This is a genomic window from Pseudomonas sp. LARHCG127, assembly GCF_052871455.1.
On the sequence record NZ_JBIXJT010000011.1, the window covers coordinates 190,186 to 211,219 of the forward strand.

Annotated in this window: 22 protein-coding genes; 8 read left to right on the forward strand and 14 right to left on the reverse strand. The window is 61.7% G+C overall.

The genetic code is table 11. The features are described from left to right. Positions 1-53 precede the first annotated feature (53 nt). A complete protein-coding gene (locus ACIPQ1_RS19660) occupies positions 54-2,108 on the forward strand; it encodes a S9 family peptidase (RefSeq protein ID WP_250962774.1) in 2,055 nt (684 codons plus the stop codon). Positions 2,109-2,328: 220 nt separating this feature from the next. Then, entirely contained in the window at positions 2,329-2,802 is a 474-nt protein-coding gene (locus ACIPQ1_RS19665; protein ID WP_014337065.1) for a cyclic nucleotide-binding domain-containing protein, read from the forward strand. A 142-nt stretch (positions 2,803-2,944) separates the two neighbouring features. On the opposite strand, the gene ACIPQ1_RS19670 is transcribed toward ACIPQ1_RS19665, so the two are convergent. Next, positions 2,945-3,232 (reverse strand): hypothetical protein, encoded by a 288-nt coding sequence (locus ACIPQ1_RS19670; RefSeq protein ID WP_207965389.1) that lies wholly within the window; start codon positions 3,230-3,232, stop codon positions 2,945-2,947. A 73-nt stretch (positions 3,233-3,305) separates the two neighbouring features. On the opposite strand from ACIPQ1_RS19670, the gene ACIPQ1_RS19675 reads away from it, so the two are divergent. From ACIPQ1_RS19675 to ACIPQ1_RS19690, 4 genes are all read left to right on the forward strand, one after another. Next, on the forward strand, positions 3,306-3,992 hold the full coding sequence (locus ACIPQ1_RS19675; protein WP_018607541.1) for a spermidine synthase: 687 nt from the start codon (positions 3,306-3,308) through the stop codon (positions 3,990-3,992). 48 nt (positions 3,993-4,040) lie between these two features. Beyond that, the gene (locus ACIPQ1_RS19680) at positions 4,041-4,415 is read left to right on the forward strand and encodes a YajD family HNH nuclease (RefSeq protein WP_003184246.1); all 375 of its coding nucleotides are present in this window, start codon (positions 4,041-4,043) and stop codon (positions 4,413-4,415) included. Positions 4,416-4,619: 204 nt separating this feature from the next. Further along, positions 4,620-5,090: an RNA methyltransferase gene (locus ACIPQ1_RS19685; RefSeq protein ID WP_250962773.1), complete on the forward strand. Its 471-nt coding sequence runs from the start codon at positions 4,620-4,622 to the stop codon at positions 5,088-5,090. Between the two features lie 77 nt (positions 5,091-5,167). After that, positions 5,168-5,545: a YgaP family membrane protein gene (locus ACIPQ1_RS19690; protein ID WP_186704574.1), complete on the forward strand. Its 378-nt coding sequence runs from the start codon at positions 5,168-5,170 to the stop codon at positions 5,543-5,545. Positions 5,546-5,668: 123 nt separating this feature from the next. Here the strand turns inward: ACIPQ1_RS19690 and ACIPQ1_RS19695 are convergent, their stop codons facing one another. After that, complete coding sequence (locus ACIPQ1_RS19695) at positions 5,669-6,898, reverse strand: hypothetical protein (protein ID WP_446534651.1); 1,230 nt, start codon at positions 6,896-6,898, stop codon at positions 5,669-5,671. Between the two features lie 32 nt (positions 6,899-6,930). Continuing rightward, entirely contained in the window at positions 6,931-7,380 is a 450-nt protein-coding gene (locus ACIPQ1_RS19700; protein ID WP_186704572.1) for a YcgN family cysteine cluster protein, read from the reverse strand. A gap of 160 nt (positions 7,381-7,540) precedes the next feature. Between ACIPQ1_RS19700 and ACIPQ1_RS19705 the strand changes: the two genes are divergently transcribed. After that, the gene (locus ACIPQ1_RS19705) at positions 7,541-8,134 is read left to right on the forward strand and encodes a nitroreductase family protein (RefSeq protein WP_446534652.1); all 594 of its coding nucleotides are present in this window, start codon (positions 7,541-7,543) and stop codon (positions 8,132-8,134) included. A gap of 135 nt (positions 8,135-8,269) precedes the next feature. Here ACIPQ1_RS19705 and ACIPQ1_RS19710 read toward each other — a convergent pair whose 3' ends face one another. From ACIPQ1_RS19710 to ACIPQ1_RS19735, 6 genes are all read right to left on the reverse strand, one after another. Next, complete coding sequence (locus tag ACIPQ1_RS19710) at positions 8,270-9,202, reverse strand: D-2-hydroxyacid dehydrogenase (protein ID WP_250962770.1); 933 nt, start codon at positions 9,200-9,202, stop codon at positions 8,270-8,272. A gap of 123 nt (positions 9,203-9,325) precedes the next feature. Further along, entirely contained in the window at positions 9,326-9,619 is a 294-nt protein-coding gene (locus ACIPQ1_RS19715) for a YcgL domain-containing protein (RefSeq protein WP_186704569.1), read from the reverse strand. Beyond that, positions 9,616-10,749: a ribonuclease D gene (gene rnd / locus ACIPQ1_RS19720; RefSeq protein ID WP_446534653.1), complete on the reverse strand. Its 1,134-nt coding sequence runs from the start codon at positions 10,747-10,749 to the stop codon at positions 9,616-9,618. The genes ACIPQ1_RS19715 and rnd overlap by 4 nt, the downstream gene beginning before the upstream one ends. A 121-nt stretch (positions 10,750-10,870) precedes the next feature. Beyond that, positions 10,871-11,512 (reverse strand): class I SAM-dependent methyltransferase, encoded by a 642-nt coding sequence (locus ACIPQ1_RS19725; protein ID WP_411386747.1) that lies wholly within the window; start codon positions 11,510-11,512, stop codon positions 10,871-10,873. A gap of 68 nt (positions 11,513-11,580) precedes the next feature. Further along, entirely contained in the window at positions 11,581-13,230 is a 1,650-nt protein-coding gene (locus ACIPQ1_RS19730; RefSeq protein ID WP_446534654.1) for a phosphoethanolamine transferase, read from the reverse strand. 152 nt (positions 13,231-13,382) lie between these two features. Beyond that, a complete protein-coding gene (locus tag ACIPQ1_RS19735; protein WP_411387475.1) occupies positions 13,383-14,750 on the reverse strand; it encodes a glutamine synthetase family protein in 1,368 nt (455 codons plus the stop codon). Between the two features lie 537 nt (positions 14,751-15,287). Here ACIPQ1_RS19735 and ACIPQ1_RS19740 point away from each other — a divergent pair. Beyond that, positions 15,288-16,229: a LysR substrate-binding domain-containing protein gene (locus tag ACIPQ1_RS19740; protein WP_446534655.1), complete on the forward strand. Its 942-nt coding sequence runs from the start codon at positions 15,288-15,290 to the stop codon at positions 16,227-16,229. On the opposite strand, the gene ACIPQ1_RS19745 is transcribed toward ACIPQ1_RS19740, so the two are convergent. The 5 genes from ACIPQ1_RS19745 to ACIPQ1_RS19765 all read right to left on the reverse strand — a co-directional run bounded on the left by ACIPQ1_RS19745 (position 16,226) and on the right by ACIPQ1_RS19765 (position 21,032). Then, on the reverse strand, positions 16,226-16,588 hold the full coding sequence (locus ACIPQ1_RS19745) for a 5-carboxymethyl-2-hydroxymuconate Delta-isomerase (protein WP_446534656.1): 363 nt from the start codon (positions 16,586-16,588) through the stop codon (positions 16,226-16,228). The two genes, ACIPQ1_RS19740 and ACIPQ1_RS19745, sit on opposite strands and share 4 nt — an antisense overlap. 105 nt (positions 16,589-16,693) lie before the next feature. Continuing rightward, on the reverse strand, positions 16,694-17,617 hold the full coding sequence (locus tag ACIPQ1_RS19750; RefSeq protein WP_186704563.1) for a LysR family transcriptional regulator: 924 nt from the start codon (positions 17,615-17,617) through the stop codon (positions 16,694-16,696). A gap of 243 nt (positions 17,618-17,860) precedes the next feature. After that, positions 17,861-19,945 carry a DUF6311 domain-containing protein gene (locus ACIPQ1_RS19755; RefSeq protein WP_446534657.1) on the reverse strand — a complete coding sequence of 695 codons (2,085 nt, stop codon included), beginning with the start codon at positions 19,943-19,945 and terminating at the stop codon, positions 17,861-17,863. Next, positions 19,942-20,277, reverse strand: a complete 336-nt coding sequence (locus ACIPQ1_RS19760) for a GtrA family protein (protein ID WP_411387474.1) — start codon at positions 20,275-20,277, stop codon at positions 19,942-19,944. Before ACIPQ1_RS19760 ends, ACIPQ1_RS19755 begins: the two co-directional genes overlap by 4 nt. A 44-nt stretch (positions 20,278-20,321) precedes the next feature. Next, positions 20,322-21,032: a class I SAM-dependent methyltransferase gene (locus tag ACIPQ1_RS19765; protein WP_250962760.1), complete on the reverse strand. Its 711-nt coding sequence runs from the start codon at positions 21,030-21,032 to the stop codon at positions 20,322-20,324. Positions 21,033-21,034 lie beyond the last annotated feature (2 nt).

Below are 21,034 nucleotides of genomic sequence, written 5' to 3' on the forward strand. Positions count from 1 at the left end.
TGGGTTCTGTCCAGGCCGCGTGTCCCTTTTCGTACAACGTTCGAGAGCCTTTCATGTCCCTATCTGCCCACGTTTCCAACGCCCCGATCGCCCGCAGGGACGCTGGTGTTGACCCGTACGCCTGGCTGCAGGAACGCGACACCGACGCCGTGCTCGACTACCTCAAGGCGGAAAACAGCTACCAGGAGGCGCAACTCGCCGATCAGGCCGAACTGCGCGAAACCCTGTTCCAGGAAATCAAGGGCCGGATCCTCGAGACCGACCTGTCGCTGCCCTCGCCCTGGGGCCCGTACCTGTATTACACCCGCACCACCGCCGGTGACGAATACCCACGCCATTACCGTTGCCCGCGCCCGGCTGACGACAGCCTGACCGTGGACGAGCGCCACGAACAACTGCTGCTGGACCCGAACGCGTTGGCTGGCGGCGGTTTCTTTGCCCTGGGCGCCTTCAGCATCAGCCCCGACCACCAGCGCCTGGCCTACAGCCTGGACACCACGGGAGACGAGATCTACACCCTGTTCGTGAAGGAATTGTCCAACGACAAGGTCAGCGAACTGTCCTTCGACAATTGCGACGGCAGCATGACCTGGGCCAACGACAGCCTGACACTGTTTTTTGGCGAACTGGACGACACCCACCGCCCCCACAAACTCTGGCGCTATCGCCTGGACGGCACGGCCGCCGAAGAAGTGTTCCATGAGCCGGACGGACGTTTCTTCTTGCATTGCTATCGTTCGAGTTCGGAAAAGCAGTTGATCCTGTCCCTCGGTAGCAAGACCACCAGCGAAGTCTGGGTGCTGGACGCTGCGCAGCCGCAACACCCCTTCACCTGCCTGGCGCCACGCCTGGAGAACCACGAATACGACGTCGACCACGGCCTGCTCGATGGCCAATGGACCTGGTTGATCCGCAGTAACCGCGACGGGATCAACTTCGCCCTGTATCAGGCCGTCGACACCGGCGTGGCACCCACCGAGGCCGACTGGCAGAACCTGATCCCCCACAGCGACACGGTGATGATCGACGGCCTGAGCCTGAACGCCGGGGCCATGACCTTGAGCCTGCGCGAAGGCGGCCTGCCGATCATCGAGGTACATCCCCAGGGTTTGCCGGCGTATCGGGTGCAACTACCGGACGCGGCCTACAGCCTGCATGTGCAGAACAGCCTGGAATTCATTAGCGATCGCATTCGCCTGCGTTACGAGGCCTTGAACCGTCCGGCGCAGATCCGCCAGTTGGACCTGGCCAGCGGCGCCCAGGTGGTGCTCAAGCAAACCCCGGTGCTGGGGCCGTTCGATGCCGATGCCTATGTCAGCCAGCGGCTCTGGGCCACGGCGGCGGACGGCACCCAGGTGCCCATCAGCCTGGTGGTCAGGCGCGAAGACCTCGGCCGACCGGTGCCGCTGTACTTGTACGGCTACGGTGCCTATGGCGAAAGCCTCGACCCGTGGTTTTCCCATTCGCGGCTGAGCCTGCTCGACCGCGGCGTGGCGTTTGCCATCGCCCATGTACGGGGCGGCGGCGAGCTGGGGGAAGCCTGGTATCGCGCCGGCAAGCAGGAACATAAGCACAACACATTCGGCGACTTCATCGCCTGCGCCGAACATTTGATCGCCAACGGTTTCACCACCGCAGGACAACTGGCGATCAGCGGCGGCAGTGCCGGTGGCCTGCTGATCGGCGCGGTGCTCAACCAACGCCCGGAGCTGTTCAAGGTGGCGATTGCCGAAGTGCCGTTCGTCGATGTGCTCAACACCATGCTCGACCCAGACCTGCCGCTGACCATCACCGAATACGACGAATGGGGCAATCCAGAGGAGCCGGACGTTTATGATCGGATCCGGGCCTACGCCCCGTACGAAAACGTCAGCGCCCAGGCGTACCCGGCGCTGCTGGTGATCGCTGGCTACAACGACAGCCGCGTGCAGTACTGGGAAGCAGCCAAGTGGGTGGCGAAATTGCGCGCCACCAAGACCGACGACAACCCCCTGCTGCTCAAGACCGAACTGGGCGCCGGCCACGGCGGAATGAGCGGGCGCTACCAGGGATTACGTGACGTAGCGCTCGAATACGCATTTGTCTTGAAGGTTTTGGGGCGGGTCTGAGGAACTCTGTGGGATGGCCGGGTCTTAGCTGCATGCGCAAGGCTCAGACATGACGCTGTTCCAATGTGGGAGCGAGCTTGCTCGCGATGGCGCCAGTTCAGCCACATGGTTGTCGACTGATACGCCGCTATCGCGAGCAAGCTCGCTCCCACAGGGGTTCGCCTACACTCAAAACAATCCAAAAAACCGCAGAAAACGACAAGAAAAAGACCGTGCCAACATGTCAGAACCGACCTTACTGAACAAAGAAATCCGCGACTGGCTGATGGACTGCGGCCTGTTCGACCAGTTGCTACCCGTAGACTTCGCCGCGGCGTCGGGCTATTTCAGCATCAGCGCCATCGCCGAGGGCGAAGCGATTTTCCGCGAAGGCGATGCCGGCAGCTTCATGTGCATCATCCACACCGGCCAGGTGGCCGTGCAGAAAACCGGCCCCGACGGCCAACCCGTGACCATCGCCACGCTGCGCAGCGGCCGGGCCTTCGGCGAAATGGCCGTGCTCGACGGCGAACGGCGCTCGGCCAGTTGCATCGCCGCCAGTGATTGCCAGTTGCTGAACCTGGGCAAGGATTCCTTGGAAAAAATGCTCAACGACGCCCCCAAGATCGCCGCCAAGATCATCCGCGCCCTTGCCGTTTCCCTGTCCAAGCGCCTGCGCATGGCCGATGGGCAGCTGTTGTCGCAGCAGGTCTGACCGCACCATTAAACCTAGCCGGAGCCCCCTGTGGGAGCGAGCTTGCTCGCGATAGCGTCAGTTCAGCCAGTATCAATGTTGACTGATACACCGCCATCGCGAGCAAGCTCGCTCCCACAGGTTATTGCGTCGTGTGGGCGTTCTACCCCCCCGGCGACTTGGCCTTCACCGGCTTCGGCTCCATGCCCGGTATCGGCTGGTCCTTGGGCGGCTTGGGCATTTCGATCGGCGGCAGCAAGGGTGGCCCACCATTTCCCGGGCCGGCCTTGGGCACGCCGTTGGGCGTGACCGGTGGATACGGCATGGGCGTGGCAGTGCCCGGCGATCCGGGGATGCTCGGCGGGTTGACCGGGATCGTCGGTTGTTGAGCCTGGGCGCAACTTATTGAGAGCGCCGCCAGGGCAATGGCCGTTAGAATGATGCACTTCATCAATGGCTCCGTGGCTATTGTCTGCTTTAAGGCTAGTCGTTACCGCGCCGGTCTGCCCTCCTACGAGATCTCCATGAAACGTTTCGTTCTGCTCGACACCACGCCCATCCCTGACAACGGCGGTGCCCTGTGCCTGTTCGAGTACGGCGAAGACTTCGTCATCAAGATCCAGGGCGGCGACGGCGGGCAACTGATGAACACCCGCATGCACGGTTCCGAAGACGCCCTGGCCGAGATTCCTTGCCGCAAGGTCGCCGGTCGTCCCGGCTCGCGCGTGCTGATCGGTGGCCTCGGCATGGGCTTCACCCTTGCCTCGGCCCTCAAGCACCTGGGCAAGACCGCCGAAGTGGTGGTGGCCGAACTGGTGCCCGGCGTGGTCGAGTGGAACCGTGGCCCCCTGGGTGAAAAGGCCGGGCGGCCGCTGGCGGACCCGCGCACCGTGATCCGCATGGAAGACGTGGCCAAGGTGCTGCAAGCCGAACCCCAGGGGTTCGACGCGATCATGCTCGATGTCGACAACGGCCCGGAAGGCCTGACCCAGAAAGCCAACAGTTGGCTGTATTCGGCCGGTGGCCTGGCCGCTTGCGCCAAGGCCCTGCGGCCCAAGGGCGTGCTGGCGGTATGGTCGGCCAGCGCTGACCGGCAGTTTTCCGACAAGCTGAAGAAGGCCGGTTTCAAGGCCGAAGAGGTGCAAGTGTTCGCCCATGGCAACAAAGGCACTCGCCACACCATCTGGATTGCCGAGAAGCTCAAGGGCTGAGCTAAACTCTGTCCAACCGTCATCAGTCTTTTCTACAAAGGTGAACCCATGAGTTCGTCAACGCCACCGTCCAACACCGCCAAGCTGGACCGCATCCTCGCCGATGCCCAGCGCGACCGGGAGATGGGCTACCGCGACAAAGCCCTGAAAATGTATCCCCATGTCTGTGGCCGCTGCGCCCGTGAGTTTTCCGGCAAGCGCCTGAGCGAACTGACCGTTCACCACCGCGACCACAACCATGACAACAATCCGCAGGACGGTTCCAACTGGGAACTGCTGTGCCTGTACTGCCACGACAACGAGCACTCGCGCTACACCGACCAGCAATACTTCGGCGACGGCTCCCTGAGCACCCCGAAGATTGCCAAGGCGACCCACAACCCGTTCGCCGCGTTGGCTGGGTTGATGAAGAAAGACGAGTAATCGTCATCACCCAAGAATTTTTACAGGCTGCAAGGCCGTCATCGCGAGCAAGCTCGCTCCCACAGTGGATTTTCGGCGTTCACAAAACCCTGTGGGAGCGAGCTTGCTCGCGATGGCAATCAAACAAACACCACACATCTCGAACCTGACCACCCTCCCCCATTCCCCGTATAATCGCGCCTTTTCCCCAAAGGCACCCCGCCCGTGGCCAACAAACGCTATAGCTGCATCGGTCTGTTCAACCCCAAGTCACCGGAAAACGTCGGTTCGGTCATGCGTGCCGCCGGTTGCTACGGCGTGGCGTCGGTGTTCTACACCGGCAAGCGCTATGAGCGCGCCGCCGACTTCGTCACCGACACCAAGAAAGTCCACTACGACATCCCGCTGATCGGTATCGACGACCTGAAGAAAATCCTGCCCCTGGGCTGTGTGCCAGTGGCCGTCGAGCTGGTGGAAGGTGCCCGCTCGCTGCCCGAATACACCCACCCGGACCGGGCGCTGTACATCTTCGGCCCGGAAGACGGCTCGCTGGACAAGGAGATTCGCGATTGGTGCGAGGACGTGGTGTACATCCCCACCACCGGTTGCATGAACCTGGCCGCTACCGTCAACGTCGTGTTGTACGACCGCATGGCCAAAGGCAACAACACCCGTTCGGGACCGCAATTCCGCTGATCGGTGCGATATTCGATTGAACAAGGCAATCGCTCAGGCAGTCAGCTTTATACCAATCCCCACACTGGAGACAGATCATGAGCGATAACAATCCGTTCGAGCCGATTGAGCGCACCCCTTTCCAATCCCATCCGCCGCAAAACGTGCACGGCTGGGAGCGCATTGGCTCGTTGGCCGGCGGTGTGCTGATGATGGGCAAGGGTCTACGCCGTGGCGGGGTGATCGGGCTGGCTCAACTGGCGATCGGCGGCATGGCGTTGGCGCGGGGCATCACCGGGCATTGCTCGGCCAAGAGCCTGCTGGAAAAGAATCGCCAGAACCTGGACAACGCCCGCGCCCGCATCGAGCAGGCCGGTGAAGAGCTGAGTCGCCTGAAGGCCAACGCCGAGGCGGCGACTGGCACGGCTACGGTGACGGGGAATGATTCGTTGAATTCGCCGAAGGTTGGGCTCTGATTTTTGCAGTGCCGCTGATGGCCTCATCGCGAGCAGGCTCGCTCCCACATTGATCGAGTCATGCACAAATAATCTGTCCACTGAAGATCCAGTGTGGGAGCGAGCCTGCTCGCGAAGGCGGTATTACTGAAGTAACTGGGTATCCAGCACAGTGGAAGCCCCACCCAAAACACTTTCACTGAGCTGGACAAACTCCTCGGTGTCGACGGTTTCCAGGCGCATCGCCCCCTGCAACACATCATCCAGCGAACGCTTGTTACGGGTCTTCAGGCGAATCTCGCGGTCCAGCTCCTGCAACAGCAATACCGCCTTGGCCACGGCCGCCGGGCTGATCTGCTCGCCGCGCAACGTGGTGACGCCCTTGCTGTCATGGGCGAGCCGGTCGTTCAGGGTCTGGTAGCGCTCATCACTCAAGCCGCCGGCGCGGCGCAGCAGTTCGACTGCGTAATACTCGGTCAGCCCCTCGCTGATCCAATCGCTACGGTCCTGATCATTGACCCGGGCCAGTGCCTGCACCAACTCCCGCAACAACGGGCTGCTGCCCCGCTCGCTGACCAGCGGCGGGCGGCTGTGCAGGTAAATCGAGTCATGGCCGGCCTGGGCGCCACGCCACAGCGGATCGCCGGCGCCGACAATCAGCAACTTGGCCGGATGGCGCGGCACCAGCGCTTGCACCTGCGGCCAAACGAACGTCAGCAGCGTCAGCACATCCATCCGGCGCATGCCCTGGCCCCGGGGCGAGGCCACGGTCACTTCGGTTTCACCCAGGCGGGTACGGCGGCTGCCCAGTTTGCCGGCGAGCATCCAGCCCGTGGGACGGTCGAACAGGCGCGAGGGGTTGTCGATGCGGAAGCGCTGCTTGCCGATGCGCGGCCAAGGGGTCTCGATGCTTTTCCAGCCGTCAGGCAATTCAACCTCAAGACGCGCCACCAGTTCGATGCCGTCCTGCTGATCGAGCTTGGCCGACGGCACCAGATCATCGCCGCGCAGCAACGCCCAGGTCGGGGTCATGCGGGTTTCGAAGGTGGCGTTCTTGCGGGCATGGCTGATGCGCACGCGGTAGCTCAGGCTCGCCTTGTCCGCGGCCGGACGCCAGACACCACGGGCTTCTTTGCCAGGGGTGAGCTGCCATTGGCCGTCGGCCTTGAAATCGCTGTAGCGACTGCCGTCGCCGAGGTCGAAATCCAGGCTGCGCACCGCTGAACCCCGGGCCAGGGTCAGGCGCACTTCGGCCTGGTCGCCCTGGGGCAACAGGTGCACGTGATAATCCAGGTCGACTTTCTGCGCCGCCCACAGCGGCCCGCACACTGCCAGCAACCCGGCCGCCAGTATCCGTTTCAATCCTGCAGCCATGGGTTCTCCCAGGTGGCGCGCCGCCCGGTGGTTCAGCCGGCGCGAAAAATCAGATGATCTTCCCAGTCGTCTTCCGGCACGCTGCCTTCGGCCAGCATACGTCCGGACTGGGAAATGCGTTCATGGTGCACGGCATCGCGATCCCCGCAGACCAGGTGGTGCCACAAGGGCAAGTCCTTGCCCTCGCTGACCAGCCGATAACCGCAGGTCGGCGGCAGCCATTTGAACTCATCGGCCTTGCCCGGCGTGAGCTGGATGCAATCGGGCACGTACTCACGACGGTTGGGGTAGTCGGTGCACTGGCAGGTTTTCAGGTCCAGCAGTTTGCAGGCGATGCGGGTGTAGTAGACGCTGTTGTCATCTTCGTCTTCGAGCTTTTGCAGGCAACACAGGCCACAGCCGTCGCACAGCGATTCCCATTCCTGGGGATCGAGCTGATCGAGGGTTTTGCGTATCCAGAACGGTTCGACTTTGGCGGCCATGGTTCGAGCATCAACATCAGGTGGTGAAAAGGCCGACAGTCTAGTGCCGGGGCCTCTTGAGGCCAAGCATTGGCGACTGTCGGTATACAGGGGCTTGTCAGGCCGGGCGGCGGGACGTAGGTTGCTTGATTGTCTTTCCACACTCGAGCCAGGTAAGCCCATGAGCGCCAACTCCCGCATTGCCGATTACGCGATCCACCCTCAGTTCATCGAACGCTGGTCGCCCCGCGCCTTTACCGGCGAAAGCATTGCCGAAGAAACCTTGCTGAGCTTCTTCGAAGCCGCACGCTGGGCCCCTTCGGCCTACAACTCCCAGCCTTGGCGTTTCCTGTACGCACGGCGCGACACGCCGAACTGGGAGCGTTTCCTGGGCTTGCTCAACGAGTTCAACCGCGGCTGGGCCCAACACGCCTCGGCGCTGGTGATCATCGTCTCGAAAACCACCTTCGCGGTGCCCGGCGCCACCGAGGAAACCCCGGCGCAGAGCCACACCTTCGACACCGGCGCGGCCTGGGGCCACCTGGCGCTGCAAGCCAGCCTCAGCGGCTGGCACACCCATGGCATGGCCGGTTTCGACCAGGAACTGACCCGCAAGGAACTGAAGATCCCGGAAGGCTACGCCCTGCACGCCGCCGTGGCGATTGGCAAGCTGGGGGACAAATCGACCTTGGCCGAATACCTCCAGGCCCGCGAAGTCCCAAGCCCACGCCGGCCGCTGAGCGAACTGGTGGCAGAAGGCGACTTCACCCTGTAGCCCCTTTTGTAGCCGCCGGAGTTCCCCCTGTGGGAGCGAGCTTGCTCGCGATGGCGTCAGCTCAGCCACTTTGATGGCGACTGGCACTCCGCTATCGCGAGCAAGCCCGCTCCCACAGTTTGATCGAGGATGGCTTCAGTAACCCCGGCTGAAATCCACTTCACCACGCAGTGCTTCGCCCGCCTGATAGGCCCGCAGATTTTCCAGGAACAACTGCGCCATCATTGGTGGCGAGGTCGGTGCCGAACTGTGGCCGGTCAGCAGCAGGCCCCAGGCGGTCCAGAACGGATGGCGCTGCGGCAGCGGCTCCTGGCGGCAGACGTCGATCACCGCACCGGCCAGGTGCCCTTCCTTCAGGGCTTGCACCAGGTCCGCGTCCACAACCGCCACGCCGCGGCCAACGTTGATGAACAACCCGGTCGGCTTGAATTGCTTGAACAGCGCCGCATCGTAGATGTCATGGGTCTCTGGCGTGTTGGGCAGCAGATTGATCACGTAATCCACCTCGCCCACCAGACGCGGCAGATCCTTCAGTGCCCCGACCTCGATGAACGGCGCCATTTCCCTGGCTTCGCTGGCGATGCCGTACAGCTGCACGCCGAACGGCACCAGGAACTGCGCCACACGCTGGCCGATGTCCCCCGTCCCGACAATCAATACCTTGCGTCCAGCCAAGCCTTGGCCCTGGCGGTTGTCCCACTTGCGCTCGACCTGGCTGACCAACCGGGCCAGTACCTCGCGCTCATGGCCGAGCATGTAGGTCAGCACATACTCAGCCATCACTTGGCCAAAAATGCCCACGGCACGGGTCAGGCGGTAATCGCGGCTCAAGCCATCGGCCAGCAGCGGCGTTATGCCCGCCCAGGTCGATTGCAGCCAACGGGGTTGGTGGCCTTGACGCAACAGGGTGGCCAGCAGATCAGGCTGGCCGAGCCAGACCGGGCAATCGGTGGCCAGTCGCGACAGCTCGGCGGAATCGCCGCTGGTCAGCACTTCAATATCGGGTGCAGCCTGACGCAGAAGCTGGGCATACACCGCGTGATCGTGTTCGGCAATCAGAACGCGCATGAATCAAACCTTTCAAAAACAGTGCAGACGAGCGCCGACAGAGTGTCGCTCTATCCTTGCGATCGTCGTCAATAAATCATTCCGTTTTTCAAGAAGCGCCCAGGACAGGCGCCTCCAATACCATCAGACCGGGTCGTTACGGCGCAACAACTCTTCGGGCAAATGCTCGATGTATTCGTCTTCGGCCGGTGGCATCTGCAAGTGATAGCCCTGGGTGTCGAGGTTTTCCAGCACTTTGTTGATGTCTTCCCGGGACAGCTCACGCTCGGGGCTCAGCACCAGGTCAAAGGCGTGGATCGCCTTGCCGAAGGCGGCCATCAATGGCTCGGGCACACGCTCCAAGGCATCGCTCTTGAGCACATACAGGTACATCTCGTTTTTCTTCGAGCTGCGGTAGATGGAGCAGATACGTTTCAAGGCTGTTCTCCGGCAGTGGCCAGGCTGTCGAGCAGCGCCTGGCCCATCAATTCGCGGCGCCAGCCACGCAGCGAATCGGGCAATTGGTAGGGGCCCTCGGGAAAGCCGCTCTTGATCAGCGCCTCGAGGGTTTTCTTGCGCAGCATCAGCTCCGGGGCAATGCCCAGGCGCTCGGCTTCAACCTGCCCCAACGCCCGCAGGCGCTTGACCAGGGCAGCGGCCTCGATGGGCAACGGTTCGGCCACGGCCGGCGGCCATTGCTCAGGCGGGATGCTGGCGGCGCGCTGGATCAGATCCAACAGAAACTGGCCGTCCTGGCGCACGGTACGCGGGTGCATGTCTTCGATTTTCGCCAGCGCGCCGAGGTTATCCGGCTGGGTGCGGGCCAGGGGCCACAGCGAATGTTCACGGATGATGCGGTTGCGCGGCAGGTCGCGGGCCCGTGCTTCACGTTCGCGCCAGGCGCACAGCTCGCGCAGCACGGCCAATTGGGCGCGGGACAGTTTCCAGGCCAGCTTGGCCTCGCGGTAGACCTCGTACGGGTCGACTTCGCGACGCAGGTTGGCCACCAGTTCGGCGCCATCCTCCAAGACCCAGCGGTATTTTTCGTCGGAAAGCTTCGGGCGCAGTTCTACGAAAACCTCCGCCAGATGCACCGCATCTTCTGCCGCATAGCTGATTTGCGTCTCGGACAGGGGCCGTTGCAACCAATCGGAACGGGTCTCGCCCTTGGGCAGCTCGATGCCCAGCACTTCCTGCACCAACCGCGAATAGCCCATGGAGAAACCCAGGTTCAGGTAGGCGGCAGCCAGTTGCGTATCGAACAGCGGCGCGGGCAGGCTACCGGTCAGGCGCAGCAGCACTTCAAGGTCTTCGCTGCAAGCGTGCAACACCTTGAGCACCGCCGGGTTTTCCAGCAGAGCGGCCAACGGCTGCCAGTTGTCGATGGTCAAGGGGTCGATCAGGTAGGCACGCTTGCCGTCGCCAATCTGCAATAAGCCAGCAATGGGATAAAAGGTGTCGACCCGCATGAATTCGGTGTCGAGGGCGACGAATGGCAACTGCTGCCACTCGGCGCAAAACTGACCGAGGCTATCGTTGTCGCGAATCCAGTGAATATCGATGGCCACACGGCTCTCCCTTGAAGAATGGCGCGCAGTATATATCGCCGCTGGCGATTGCGAGCATCCGTAGAGCATCTGTCTGAGAGAAATCGCCTGCGAAAAAGCAAGAATAGTCCTACATCAAGAATTAACCGGTCTTACGCAATACATAAACACGCGTCAGCGCAAAACCGGGTAGGAAATCCTGATACCAAAGCACGCTGAAACCCGCCTGGCGAAACTCGGCTTCGACATCGGCCTTGTCGGCCAGGCTGCGTTGCGGCACCTGGCCCATCTTGAGACGCCCTTCGATTTTCACCGAAACGATCACCGTATCGCGACTGACCCGATGAAACTCGCGCAACAGCACCAGGCGATGCTCGCTGGCGCGGAGGTGGCGAAACAGTTGCAAACAGAAAATACAGTCCACTGCGTTGGCCGACAGCCCAAGGGTGAATGCCGAACTCGGGAAGGTCTTGACCCGCTGGAGCAACGTGTCGCCATGGTGGGTGAGCGCGTGTTCGAGCATGTCCGGCGACGGGTCCGCCGCCAGGATCACCCGGTTGGCATGCTCGGCCAGCACCGGCCAGAACCGCCCTGCCCCACAGGCCACGTCCAGCACCAACCCCGGCTCGCCCGCCACTTTCAGGGCATTGCGCACCATTTGTTCGTCGCGCCAGAACGCCAGGCGCAAGCGGCGAGGTGCCGGTCGGCAGCAAACCTGCGCATGCTCCTGGTCATGCTGCCTGGCGAACTCAAGCTCAATGGTGGATGGGGGTAACCCGGACATACAAACGGCTCTTGGAAAAGGCTGGCTGACAGGTTAACCAACCCCGCGTGAAAAAAAGGTCCAGGCGTTCACTCCCGTGCCAGGACACCATCAATCACCGCGCCGCGACAATTGGCGAACAGGTCCAGGTCGCGGTTGTAGACCTGGCTGTTGACTTCCAGCAACCCGAGCATCGAATGAAACAGGTTGTCTTGGCTCAAGGGCTTTTCACGACTCAGTTGCAGGCAATGGGTGTCGACCGAAAAGGACTTCTGGTAGCTGTCGGAGAACCAGGCCAGCATCGCCACGTGTTTCTGTTGTTCCGGGGCGAGCACGTAGGGCGTGCCATGGAGAAACAGGTTGTACTCGCCCAGGGACTCGCCATGGTCCGACAGGTACAGCATGGCCGTGTCGACCTTGTCCTGGTTGGCCCGCAGCAGATCGATCAGGGTCGACAGCACATGATCGGTGTACACCAGCGTGTTGTCATAGCCATTGACGATGCTCTCGCGGCTGCAATTGTTCAGCGCATTGCTTTCGCACACCGGCGTGAAATGCTCGTATTCCTTGGGGTAGCGCTTGAAGTATTCCGGCCCGTGGCTGCCCATCTGGTGCAGCACCAGTACCGTGTCCTTGTCGAGGGTGTCGATGAAATGCTGCAGCCCCTGGAGCAGCATCTCATCGCGGCACTCACTGTTGGCGCACAGCGCCGGGTCCTTGAGGTTGCTGACATCCTGCAGCGTGACCCGGTCGCAGGTGCCCTTGCAGCCAGATTGATTGTCCCGCCAGATCACCTCCAGCCCGGCGCGCTTGAGCACATCCAGCAAGCCCTCCTCATTCTTGGCCTTGCTGGCGTCGTAGTTCTTGCGTCCCATGTTGGAGAACATGCAGGGCACCGACACGGCGGTCTCGGTGCCGCAGGAATGCACGTCGGTGAAGGCGATCAGGCCGGCCTCCTTGTCCAATGTCGGCGTAGTGTCGCGGTGATAACCGAGGATGCCGAAGTTCTCGGCCCGGGCACTCTCGCCCACCACCAGGACGGTCAGGGATTTGCGGCCATGGGTTTGCCAGGCCGGGTTGCGGCTCGCGTCCTCGCCCAAGGTGATGAACGGCTGCTTGGCCGACGCGACCTGTTCACGCAAGTACCCAAGCGAGGCACCGATGTAATTGCTCGGTACGACCATCAAGCGCAACTCGTGGTGGTTGCGAAACAGTGACGACAAACCTTGGTAGTTGACCAGGGCAACGACGCCGATCACCGCGGCCGAGGCCACGCCGACCAGTAACTTACTTAATAACTCCTTTGGCCAACGACGGTAGTTGATCGGGGTCTTGAACAACAACCAGCACGGCAAGCCCCCCAATAAGCCGATATAGACAAACAACTTCAACGACAACAGGTCACGGACTTCCGTGGCATTGGTTTCAGCGAAGTTGCGCAACATGCCGGCATCGATCAAGACGCCGTATTGGGCCATGAAATACGCCACGCCGGCGCTGATCAGGAATAACAGCATCAGCACCGGCTTGAGCAGCGGACGGAAGGCCACGAGCGTCAACACCAGGTTGAACGCACAGAAAATCATCAGGCCAAACGCCACGCACATCAGCAGGCCCCGAGCGTCCGCCGTCGTGATCGCCAGCAAGTGTTGCCAGAGCACGAGGTTGAAGCCCACTAACAAAAAGGCACTGGCGGCCAGCGTCACCCACTCGGGGCGCACGGCTTTAATAGTCAGCATGAGGGTTGACGGCTTCCTGAAGTTGCTCTTTGAAAAAGAAATGCCGCAGAAAACATGTGAAAAAAATGTTTTCTACGGCAACACAAACTTTAGGTAGCCCACCATCAATTTTTCGTGAAAAAGTTGCTGTTAAATAATTATTTAATCTGCTGCTAAGCCTGATTCAGATACCAGCGCCAATCCTGCTCCCCGACTTCCCCCATGAACTGCCGGTATTCGGCGCGCTTGACCGCCAGATAAACACCCAGGAACGCCTCGCCAAACGCTCCCCGCGCCCAAGTCGAAGCTTCAAGGGCACGCAGGGTAGTGAGCCAGTCAGTGGGCAGCAGCTCGGTCGCCTGGGCGTAGCCGTTGCCTTCCACAGGTTTCCCGGGATCGCATTGTTCACGCAAGCCGTGATGGATGCCGGCCAATATCGCCGCAGCCGCCAGGTAAGGGTTGGCATCGGCGCCGCAAATACGATGCTCGATGTGCCGCGAGAACGCCGGGCCGCCCGGTACCCTCAGGCTCACGGTGCGGTTGTCCACGCCCCAGGTGGCGGCCAGCGGTGCGTAGCTGTTGCTTTGGAAGCGCCGGTAGGAGTTGGCGTTCGGGCAAAACATCAACAACGAATCGAGTAAGGTATCGAGCATCCCGCCCACGGCATGGCGCAACAGTGGCGTCCCGTCGCCGGCCTCACTGGCAAACAGATTGTGGCCATCGCGGTCGGCCAGGCTGACATGCATGTGCAGGCCGGAGCCCGCCAAGTGCTCGAACGGCTTGGCCATGAAACACGCCTGCATGCCGTGCTTGTGGGCCACGCCCTTGACCAGTCGTTTGTAGCGCACCGCTTCATCCATGGCTTGCAAGGCATCGCTGCGGTGTTCAAGGGTGATTTCCACTTGTCCCGGGGCGTATTCGGAAATCGCGGTGCGGGCCGGAATGCCTTGTAGCTTGCATGCGGCGTACAGGTCGGCGAGGAACGGCTCTAACTGCTCCAGTTCACGCAAACCATAGACCTGGGTGGCGCGCGGCCGACCACCGTCAGCGTCCCGCGCCGGTTGCGGCCGGCCTTGGCTGTCGCGCTGTGTGTCCAGCAGATAAAACTCCAGCTCCGCCGCCATCACCGGATAAAAACCGTCGGCCTGCAGGGCTTCGATCACCTGGCTGAGCAGATAACGCGGATCGGCGATGGTCGCTGGCATGCCTTCCTGGGGATGCATACTGACCTGCACCGCGGCCGTGGGAATCAACCGCCACGGCATACGCTGCAAACTGCCGCTGAGGGGATAGGCGCGGCAATCGATGTCGCCGACGTCCCACACCAGCCCGGAATTTTCCACATCGTCGCCATTGAGGGTCAGCCCGAGAATCGTACTGGGCAGCGGCCGACCACTTTCATAGACCGCCAGCAACTCGTCCCGATGCAACAACTTGCCCCGGGGCACGCCGTTGTTATCGAGAATGAACAACTCGAACAACTCGATATCGGGGTTTTGCGCAAGGAACGCCTGGGCGTGTTGCACGGGTGCGAAAGACATCTTGGCAAGGCTCATGAGAAAACTCGTATTTCCGTGTCGGACGGGCGACAACGCACCGTCAGTTTGTGCTCGCCATTGAGCGAGCACCGTGGAGGTTCAACAGGAAAAACGAGTGTCCGGAGGACGCGCATGGCGACAATGCCAGAGCGCCCAAAAAGCCAGCTCGGAGGGCAGCGCACTAAGGGAGGGGGCCATGGCAGGCGTGCACCTGCCGACCGGATCGACTGCGGCGGATGGAGGGTATTGCACTGCCAGGGGCCAAGCGTCCATGAGCGCATCACAGGAAACACATCGGGCAAGCGTCCCACGGCACCTTGGGCGGTTAAACATGGATTTGATGAAGCTTGGATCATCGCTAACTAAACTTAAGCAAACGAGTCGGTCGTTGATCGACACGTCGTGTTCCCTACACAATCTGTCCCGTTCCCGACCATGAAAAGGCCTGCCTGGCATTCTCTTGGCACTATCGTTCCGTTACGATCGTCAGCCTGGTTTGCGCAAGATCCGCGCAAGGAAGCAGAGTGAGAGACAGAACGGATGCTGAACAGTAACGCCCTCAGAAAGCTCGACATGCAGGACCTCATGGTGTTTAGCGCCGTGTACGAGCAAAGCAGCGTCACCGGTGTGTCCGAGGCCTTGTGCGTCAGCCAGTCAACCGTCAGTTATTGCCTCAAGAAACTGCGAACCTGTTTCGAGGACGAACTGTTTATCAACACCCGCACCGGCATGCGCCCCACCTGCAAGGCCGAGGGCATGTACAACCATGTGCGCGCCATTTTACAAAGCATCAACCTTTGCCATGCCGGTCCGCCGACCTTTGATCCAACTCGGCAAGCCGTCACCTTCAACATCTGCGCACCAGAATATTTCGAACACCTGATCCTGCCGCAACTGCTGCAAGGCTTCGATTACGCCAATTTGCCGGTGGTGGTGAACGTGCACAAGCTTGAAGCCGACATTCCCGCCGAGGAATTACGCGACGGCAGCCTGGACTTGGTGATCTGCTTCGGCCCGAACGTTCACGGCGACCATGCCGATTTCAGATCCCGGCAGTTGCTGGAGGAAGATTGGGTCTGCGTCGTGGACAAACGGGCGACGCCACTTGAGCCGCAACTGAGCGTTCAATCTTTCGTACAGCGCCGACACGTGTTTGCGACGCCTTGGGCGTCAGCGAGCAACAGGGTGGACGGCTGGCTGTCGCGGCAGGCCCATCACCGGCAAATCGCCGCGCGCGCCAACAGCTACAGTGCCGCGCTGAAGATGATCACCGGCACTGACTTCATCCTGACCCTGCCCCGCCGCATCCAGAAACTGCTGGCCAACGAGGCGATCTTCAATCACCACGAAGCGCCCAAGGGTTTGCCGGGGTTTACCTTGGACATGCAGTGGAGCCCGGCCCTCGATCAGGACAGTGCCAATGCCTGGCTACGCGAACAGATCATCAAGGCCTGCGCCCACGCAACGCCTGCGCGTCATTAACCGATCAAGGCCTTGGCATAGGGCTCTCGGTCGATGTCGAGGATCTCCACGCACAGTTGCACGCTGACCTCGGCCGGCCATGGCCCCAGGTCCTGGATCACCGCCAGCAGGCTTTCGGCCAATTGCTTCTTGATTTCCGGCGAACGGCCACTGAGCAGGGCCAGCTTCACATGCACGAAACCCCGCTCGCCCATCCCTGTACCCACCCGGAACGTCTCCAGTTTCACGGCCCGGCTCTTGATGTCGTGCTCGGCGGAAAATTGACCGGAGGCCACCAGTGCATTGTTCAGGCGCAGCAATGCGACTTCGGCCTTCAGCTCGGGCAGGTTGGCGGTGTACTCCATGTGCAGGTGAGGCATGTGTTCGACTCCGATTCGAAAAATATGACGAGGTGGTTTCAGCGGTCACAACCTTACCTCGACTTTATTCGTTGGGGCAGGATTTTGTTTCGCGGCAGGCCCGCGTCAAGGTTGTGCCAAGGGCCCGCGCTCGCCCATGAAGGCCTCCAACCGCGAGCGCAACCAGCGCTCGGCCGGGTCACTGTCGACATGGCTCAACCAGACCATGGACAAGTCCAGGGTCGGGGTCTTGAAGGGAAAGGGTTCGTTGAACAGTTGCCCCGAGGCCGCCATGGCGGCGGCGGTATAGTCCGGCAGGCTGGCGATCAGGTCAGTACCGGCCAGCAACGCCGGCAATGCGCTGTATTGCGGCACCGACAGCACAACCTGGCGCTTGCGCCCGATCTCCGCCAGCCATTCGTCAGCGAACCCGGCGACGTTGGCGGTGTGGGACACCAGCACATGAGGTCGCGAGCAGTATTCGTCCAGGGTCAGCGGCGTGTCCGACGCATCGGCGCGCAACACGCGGGGTTGGATGTGTCGCAACAATTTGCGCTTGGCGTTGGCCGGCAGGCCGCGCGTCTGGCTGATGCCCACGGTGATGTCGCCCGATGCCAGTAGATCGGGGATGCGCCAGTAATCGACATGCTGGACCACGAACACGATTTGCGGCGCCTCTTGCCGCAGGCTGCTCAACAGGGGCGGCAACAGGCCGAACTCGACGTCGTCCGACAGGCCGATGCGGAATGTCATGGCGCTGTTGGCGGGATCGAAATCGTGGGTCAGGCTCAACGCCACCGACAGCGAATCGAGCGCCGGCGACAGGTGCTGGATGATTTCCTCGGCCCGGGCCGTCGGTTCCATGCGGTGGCCGACGCGAATGAACAGCGGATCGTTGAACATCTTGCGCAGCCGATTGAGGGCCGAGCTGATGGTCGGTTGGCCCAGGAACAGTTTTTCCGCCACCCGTGTCACGTTGCGCTCAAGCATCAACGTTTCGAACACCACCATCAGGTTGATGTCGGCCTTGCGCAATTCGTTGCGGTTCATCCACTGCCCCTCGATCCCTTGATGGAGTGCAGTGTAGGAACGCTGGGGGTGGTGCGTCTATGCGCTAAACGTCCAGTCGCCTGGGCACACCCTCCAAAGAGTCGGAAGAGGCCCTTGCTTTTGTGGCGAGGGAGCTTGCTCCCGCTCGGTTGCGCAGCAACCGCAAAATATTTGGGGCCGCTTCGCAGCCCAGCGGGAGCAAGCTCCCTCGCCACAGTGAGTAAGCCATTGTGAAGTGGAAAACTACTTCACAGTCAGTGATTTCAGTCCCAGCGCCATGACTCGCTCATCGCTGCCCAACCCCAGCGCCTTGGGACTGATGGCATCAGGTAAATGGAACCGCACGCGCAACCGCCCCTCCGCGCCAATCGTTTCTCGAATGGCCTGCGTCAGGGGCAGTTCCAGCGTGTTGTCCTGCAGTCGGTTGAACTGCGTCGCCAGCGCCGCGACACCGTTGATCGACACCTCCACCCGCTGGCGCGTGTGGGAGGGCTGCACGAACGCGGCGGCTTCGATCGAGATAGCATGCGCTTCTGGCGGTATGCGTAAAACAACCTCAGCCTCAGGCCCTTCCGACCAGGTGCCCCAATCCTCGACCCGCCCCCAGCCATCGGCCAACATCGCGTTGGCTCGGCTGAACACTTGGCGCTCACCGAGCTTGACCTGCATGTCCAGTGTTTCATCGGCGAACGGTGGGCATTGGGCGCATGTCTTCCAGCCCGGCGCCAGCACCACCAGGCCATCGATACGGGTCAACAGGTCGGTCGGGCGATTGACGGTTTTCGCCGCCTGGAGCGCGGCGACAGGGCCGAGGATGTACAGCGAATCCGCGGCGTACTGGCCGCTGGCAAGCATCTGCTCGGCGTGTCGCTGGGCTCGCTCGATCGCCCGGTCACTCATGCGTCCCAAGTACACGCCATCGGTTTCCAGGCCGTGCGTCAGGGCGTATTGGCTGGTCAGCAGCCAGTTGTCCGGCTGGTTCTGCGGCAATAACGTGCGGACTTTCGAATAATGAACGGCCGCACTGGCCCAGAACGGATCATTCAGGGGCGTAGGCCAACTCGAGGCCGCCGGCGTCATCCGGCTCTGGCGCAGGCCGGCCCATCCCGCGCGGGTATCCAGGACCTGCACCACCAGGGCCATGGCCAGCAGGCACGCCGCCGCCCGTGGTTTGTTGCCGCGGATCACCAGGAAAATCACCGCAAAGATGATGGCGTAGAACACCGGCCAGAACATCCGACCGGACGCGCGAAAGACGTTCGCCACAAGCTCAAGGGGTTTGGGCAGCCAGTAATGCACGTTCTGCATGCCGATGCCGAGATGGTTGGTCAGCGAAAACAGCGTCAGCCCGATCAATGCCCACAGCAACAGGCGCCTGTGGCGCACGGCATTCGCCAAACCTGTGTTGCCTTGCAGTAAAGCCACGCCGGCGCAGATCGCCAGCATGAGGACGCCCAATCCCAGGTAATTGAAACCTTCGTAGTCCCCGGGGCCCTGGGGCATATCGCGCAAGGTATAGGACCAGCCGCTAGGGTTGACCAGCGACATCACATTCAGGCGATACAACCCAAAACCGCCCGCCACGGTCCCGCCACCCACGCTGAAATAACCCGCCTGCCAACAACAGAACGCCACCAGCACAAACAAGCCGCCCAGTTCAATCAAGGCATCACGCCGGGACAACCGCCCCTTCGTGGCCTGGCTGGCAAGGTCGGCCAGCCAGATCAACGCCACCATCGCCAACAGGTACGCATGCACCAGCGCGGTGGCGGCCAACAGCACGCCCCAGGCCAGCCGCCGCTTCTGCAAGCCGGGCCGCAGCGCCAGGTACAAGGCCGCGAGGATCAGAAAATGCCCGGACAGCGACAGGTGCCCGCCCATGCGCAGAAACATCGGCGGCGAAAACACAAATAACCCAGTACCCAACAGCCTGATCCACAGCGACGGCGTCAGCAGTCCGACGAGTTTCCAGGCGAACCAGGCTTGCAGGACGAAACAGGCCAGCAACCACAGGCCGAAGTACTGGAACGTCTCGGGAAGCCAGGCGTGAAAGGGTTTGAACAAGAACGCCAGCAACGGATTGGAGTCGGAAAAAATGATGCCGTTGCCCAACTCCAGACCATAGGAAGGGTTCATGCCCAACGGAAAGGTCCAGGGTGAACTGCGGAAAAACGCCCAGCCCATGTAATGGGTCGCCGCATCGCCCTCCCCCAGCCAGGCGATGTTGGTCGGATCCAGCACCCGAGGACCGATCACCAACAGGAACGCCAGCGCGCCCAACAATATGGGCAACAAGGAAACCGGGAAACGCTGACTACGAAGGGTCATCGATACGTCCAGAAATTATGCAGGATGAAGGTGTACACCGGGATGATCAGCGCCACGGCCGCGATGCCCGCCAGGTAATCCAGGCCGACGCGCTGGGCCGCCCAGGCCACGAGCATCGCCAGCCCGAATCCGCCGATCGAGACCACCACGAAACGGCCGAGGGTCCGGCCATGCAAGCGGCTGGAAAAACTCCAGAGGGTGTTGATCAGGTACGACACCACGGTCGCCACGACAAAGGCGAAACCATTGGCCAATGGCGGGTTGGCCAGGACCAGGTGCACAAACAACACGGCCGCCACCACGTGGATGCCAGTGACGAGCAGGCCGGTCATGGCAAAACGCAAGGCACGTCGCAGCAAGGGCGAGTGCGTCCAGGTCACGGCTTCTGCGCCAGGCAGAACACCGTCAGGCCAGCAATGCGATTGGCCCCCATGAATGGACGCTCCAGGCTGCACAGTGTCCTCAACACGCCATTGACCAGCGGATGATGCCGGGCAAGCTGCGACTTGGCCGGTGCCCCGGAGGCTTTGCGCTGCAACAGGCGCAGGCCGGCGGCAATGGGAAATACCAGGCCGAAGTAGTACGCACCTTGCTGCACCTGCAAACCCGCCTGCGCCACGACGCTCTCCAACTGCTTGAGGGTATAGCGGCGCTTGTGCTCGAGAAAATCGTCATGCCCGCTCCAGAGGAACTGGAACGCAGGCACGGTGATCAGGAAGCGGCTGCCGGACGGCACCTTGTCGACATAGGCCTTGAGCAGGCCCACGTCATCGTCCACGTGTTCCAGCACATCCATCAGCAACACCAGGTCGGCGTCCAGCGTGTCGATGGCGCGTCGGTAGCGGACCGGTTTACCGGCGGTACTGGCGTCGGAGTCGGCCGGGTAGCTGATGTCCACGCACCAGGCCTGGGCGGTTGCGGTATGGGTCAACAAGTGATGGGAAAAAAAGCCCGACCCTGCGCCCACGTCCAGCAGCGTACTGGCCGAGGTGCCCTTGAGCATGTGGAGCATGGCCCGCGCTTTCGACCGGTAGTACCAGTGCTGCTCGATATCGGGACCGAGGATGTCGGTTTCCTTGAGGTCCATGG

Coding starts and splice junctions, on each gene's coding strand:
- ACIPQ1_RS19665 (WP_014337065.1), top strand. CDS start 2,329: ATGTCAGAACCGACCTTACTGAACAAAGAAATCCGCGACTGGCTGATG.
- ACIPQ1_RS19710 (WP_250962770.1), bottom strand. CDS start 9,202: ATGCGCGTTCTGATTGCCGAACACGATCACGCGGTGTATGCCCAGCTT.
- ACIPQ1_RS19755 (WP_446534657.1), bottom strand. CDS start 19,945: ATGACCCTTCGTAGTCAGCGTTTCCCGGTTTCCTTGTTGCCCATATTG.
- ACIPQ1_RS19660 (WP_250962774.1), top strand. CDS start 54: ATGTCCCTATCTGCCCACGTTTCCAACGCCCCGATCGCCCGCAGGGAC.
- ACIPQ1_RS19705 (WP_446534652.1), top strand. CDS start 7,541: ATGAGCGCCAACTCCCGCATTGCCGATTACGCGATCCACCCTCAGTTC.
- ACIPQ1_RS19745 (WP_446534656.1), bottom strand. CDS start 16,588: ATGCCTCACCTGCACATGGAGTACACCGCCAACCTGCCCGAGCTGAAG.
- ACIPQ1_RS19760 (WP_411387474.1), bottom strand. CDS start 20,277: ATGACCGGCCTGCTCGTCACTGGCATCCACGTGGTGGCGGCCGTGTTG.
- ACIPQ1_RS19730 (WP_446534654.1), bottom strand. CDS start 13,230: ATGCTGACTATTAAAGCCGTGCGCCCCGAGTGGGTGACGCTGGCCGCC.
- ACIPQ1_RS19680 (WP_003184246.1), top strand. CDS start 4,041: ATGAGTTCGTCAACGCCACCGTCCAACACCGCCAAGCTGGACCGCATC.
- ACIPQ1_RS19735 (WP_411387475.1), bottom strand. CDS start 14,750: ATGTCTTTCGCACCCGTGCAACACGCCCAGGCGTTCCTTGCGCAAAAC.
- ACIPQ1_RS19750 (WP_186704563.1), bottom strand. CDS start 17,617: ATGAACCGCAACGAATTGCGCAAGGCCGACATCAACCTGATGGTGGTG.
- ACIPQ1_RS19690 (WP_186704574.1), top strand. CDS start 5,168: ATGAGCGATAACAATCCGTTCGAGCCGATTGAGCGCACCCCTTTCCAA.
- ACIPQ1_RS19695 (WP_446534651.1), bottom strand. CDS start 6,898: ATGGCTGCAGGATTGAAACGGATACTGGCGGCCGGGTTGCTGGCAGTG.
- ACIPQ1_RS19725 (WP_411386747.1), bottom strand. CDS start 11,512: ATGTCCGGGTTACCCCCATCCACCATTGAGCTTGAGTTCGCCAGGCAG.
- ACIPQ1_RS19700 (WP_186704572.1), bottom strand. CDS start 7,380: ATGGCCGCCAAAGTCGAACCGTTCTGGATACGCAAAACCCTCGATCAG.
- ACIPQ1_RS19670 (WP_207965389.1), bottom strand. CDS start 3,232: ATGAAGTGCATCATTCTAACGGCCATTGCCCTGGCGGCGCTCTCAATA.
- ACIPQ1_RS19675 (WP_018607541.1), top strand. CDS start 3,306: ATGAAACGTTTCGTTCTGCTCGACACCACGCCCATCCCTGACAACGGC.
- ACIPQ1_RS19740 (WP_446534655.1), top strand. CDS start 15,288: ATGCTGAACAGTAACGCCCTCAGAAAGCTCGACATGCAGGACCTCATG.
- ACIPQ1_RS19765 (WP_250962760.1), bottom strand. CDS start 21,032: ATGGACCTCAAGGAAACCGACATCCTCGGTCCCGATATCGAGCAGCAC.